The 3,526-nt window shown below is 27.9% G+C and carries 3 protein-coding genes; 1 reads left to right on the forward strand and 2 read right to left on the reverse strand.

What is annotated here, in order from left to right; all coding sequences use genetic code 11:
• Positions 1 to 130 precede the first annotated feature (130 nt).
• Together ccoS and AB1Z17_RS08505 are read right to left on the reverse strand one after the other, a co-directional pair.
• Positions 131 to 313 (reverse strand): cbb3-type cytochrome oxidase assembly protein CcoS, encoded by a 183-nt coding sequence (ccoS, locus tag AB1Z17_RS08500; RefSeq protein ID WP_368051376.1) that lies wholly within the window; start codon positions 311 to 313, stop codon positions 131 to 133.
• 113 nt (positions 314 to 426) lie between these two features.
• Positions 427 to 2,796, reverse strand: coding sequence for a heavy metal translocating P-type ATPase (locus AB1Z17_RS08505; RefSeq protein ID WP_368051378.1), 2,370 nt, complete (start codon positions 2,794 to 2,796; stop codon positions 427 to 429).
• Between the two features lie 131 nt (positions 2,797 to 2,927).
• Between AB1Z17_RS08505 and AB1Z17_RS08510 the strand changes: the two genes are divergently transcribed.
• The coding region (locus AB1Z17_RS08510) for a Crp/Fnr family transcriptional regulator (protein WP_368051379.1) at positions 2,928 to 3,526 on the forward strand (599 nt) is incomplete at its 3' end.

The raw sequence follows: 3,526 nt of genomic DNA on the forward strand, positions 1-3,526 counted from the left end.
AAAAGCCCTACTAACATTCCTACAACTCCCCATAGAATTGTAGCCCAAAGAAACATTTTAACTATTTTATTATCATAATAAAACTGTTCTTTTTCCATACTTGTTTGATTAATTGTTAATGATTATAAATTTATTCTTGTTGATTTTCTATGTGTTCCTTTGGTTCTTTAACTAGCTCGTCATCAAATAGCATTCTAACGGACGGTGTATAGGTATCTTCATACTGTCCAGATTTTACGGATTTGATAAATACAATGAAAAAAAATACTGCAACAATAATACTAACGCCTATTGTTATGTAGACAACTTCCATTTTTTAGTTAATTAGTTTTGATTTTGATTTAAACACAAAAATATTATTTAATTTGTAAAATTGTATGATAAATATCATACAATTTATTTCGGTTTTTAACCAATTGCCCTAAATTATAGTTTTTTTGAAACCCAATTTGTAAGGATAGTTACAAAAACAACAATTGTAATTGAACTTAATGGCATTAAAATTGCAGCAACCACGGGGGTTAACATACCTGTTAATGCAAAATACAAACCTACAACATTGTAACAAAACGATAGCACAAAACTGGCCTTAATTATTGAAATAGTTTTTCTGGAAAGTGTTAAAAACTCAGGTAATTTGTTGAAAAGTTTAGCATCTAAAATTGCATCGCAGGCCGGAGAAAACACATTTACATCTTCAGAAATTGCAATTCCAACATTACTTTGCGCTAAAGCTCCTGCATCATTTAAACCATCACCAATCATCATAACCTTATTGTTTTTCTCCTGAAGTTTCTTTATAAATTCTAACTTATCCTCTGGTTTCTGATTAAATTGAAAGCGTGTATTTTTCGGTAACAATTCTTCTAAATATTCTTTTTCACCATCGTTATCACCAGAAAGAATTACCAAATTATAGTGTTCTCCTAATTTTTCAAAAACCTCTTTAGTTCCTTCTCTGTAACTGTTTTTAAATAAAAAATATCCTTTGAAATCGTTATTGATTTTAATATAAATAGACGTCTCGTTTACTGCTACTATTTTTGCTTCAACAAAACTAGAAGCTCCAATTTTAAAAATGTCGTTGTTAATTGTTGCTTCAATACCTTTTCCTAAAATTTCAATAAATATTGAAGGTTTTTCATTTAAAGAATCTACATCTAAATATTCATATAAAGATCTACTTAATGGATGGTTTGAAGCTCTCAAAACACTTTTTAAACCGCTTTTTTCTGTATCTGTTAATTCAGTTCCAAAATAAGTAAGTTGTGTTTTATCACTTGAAGTTATTGTACCTGTTTTATCAAAAATAATAGTATCAATTTTTGAAATATTTTCTATGGTTTCTGAATTTTTCAGATAAAACTTTTTATATCCAAAAATTCTTAAAATATTTCCAAAAGCGAATGGAGCAGACAATGCTAATGCACAGGGACAAGCAATTATTAATACTGCTGTTACAACGTTAAATAACATATCAACATTGTAAAAATACCAAAAGACTCCTCCAAAAAAGGCTATTAAAAGAATTGCAATTGTAAAGAATCGACTTATAGAATCTGTAATATTTTTTATAGTTTTTTCGTTGGATTTATTAAAAACATCATTACTCCAAAGTTGTGTTAAATAACTTTGCTCAATAGAGCTTATAACCTCCATTTCTATAGCTCCAGCTGTTTGTTTTCCTCCGGCAAATAATTTTTCACCCGATTTCTTTATAACAGGAACAGATTCTCCAGTAACAAAACTATAATCTATCGCGGCATTTCCATTAATTAAAATACCATCTACAGGAATTAATTCTTCGTTTCTAATTAAAAGCCTATCTCCCTTTTTTATGTCTTTTACTTGAATATTGGTTTCTTTATCATTTAAAACTAACGAAACTGCAATTGGAAAATACGATTTATAATCTCTTTCAAAAGATAAAAAATTATAGGTTTTCTGTTGAAAAAATTTCCCCAACAACAGAAAGAAAACCAACCCTGCTAAACTATCAAAAAATCCAGATCCAATATCTAAAAATATTTCAATAGAGCTTCTAATAAATAAAACTGAAATTCCCAAAGCAATTGGAACATCAATATTCAACATTCTATGCTTTAATCCTTTATAAGCAGAAATAAAATAATCTTTAGCCGAATAAAACACCACTGGTAAAGCCATTGTAAACATTAACAGCCTAAACAAATGTTTGTATTTTTCTAGCCAAAATTCATCTACTTCAAAATACTCTGGAAACGATAATAACATTATATTTCCAAAAGCAAAAGCTGCTATAGAAACTTGGTATATTAATGTTTTATCAACTTTATTAGTCTTTGAGTCTGCATCTTCTAAACTAATATAAGGTTCGTATCCAATAGAAGTAATTAATTCTACCAATTCTTTTAGATTGGTACGTTTATTCTTAAAGGTTATGCGTAATAATTTCTTTGGAAAATTTACCATTGAAATAGTTACACCTTTATTAAGTTTACTTAAATTTTCTAACACCCAAATACAAGAACTACAATGAATGTTTGGAATGTAAAATTCTACTACAGAAGTTTCAGAATCATTAAATTCTAAGAGCTTTTCAATTATTTCTTCGTTTTCTAAATAATTATATTTCCCTTTAATGTCGGAAGGAATTGTTCCTGGAGAAGATTCTAAATCGTAATAACATGTTAATTCATTGGTGTTTAAGATTTCATATACAGTTTTACAACCATTACAACAAAAATACTTATTATTAAATTCTATTGGTTTTTTACCGCAATCTGCACCACAATGATAACAATTATTTACACTCATGCTGTTAAATTAACACTGCAAAACTATCGATTTCTTGCAGTATAACAATGACATATATCATATTTTAAAGCTAATTAGTATCGTTAAATTTCGTAAATTTGTCACGTTTTAATTAAAACTATGTTGATTATATGTCGAACTGCAGACAATGTATTATAAAAAGGTTTAATGCTTTAAAAACATTAACAAATGAAGAATTGGAAACGTTTTCTGATCATAAAACATCTCTTATTATAAAAAAAGGAGAGAATTTAATGACAGAAGGCAATACAATTAACGGTCTATATTGCATTAAAGATGGCAAAGGGAAATTAACAAAATTAAATACCAACGGAAAAGAACAAATTATAAAATTTATTAAGGGAGGTGATATTTTAGGGCATCGATCTTTATTAAGTGAAGAATTAGTTGGTTTAAATGCCATTGCACTTGAAGATATGCACGTTTGTTTTATCCCTAAAGGAGATATTTTAGATACCATTAAAGATAATAATCAGTTTTCTCTTAATTTAATGAAAAATATTTCTCATCAATTAAATGAAGCAAATACTTTAATATCTCAAATGGCTCAAAAACCTGTTAAAGATAGATTAGCAGAAACCCTTTTGCATTTAGAAGAAGTATTTGGCGTTGATAATGAAGATTTTATCGATGTTATTTTAACAAGAGAAGAAATTGCAAATACGATTGGAACTGCTACCGAATCGGCTATTAGATTGCTTTCTAATCT

The organism is Lutibacter sp. (assembly GCF_040883305.1).
Taxonomy (GTDB): domain Bacteria; phylum Bacteroidota; class Bacteroidia; order Flavobacteriales; family Flavobacteriaceae; genus Lutibacter.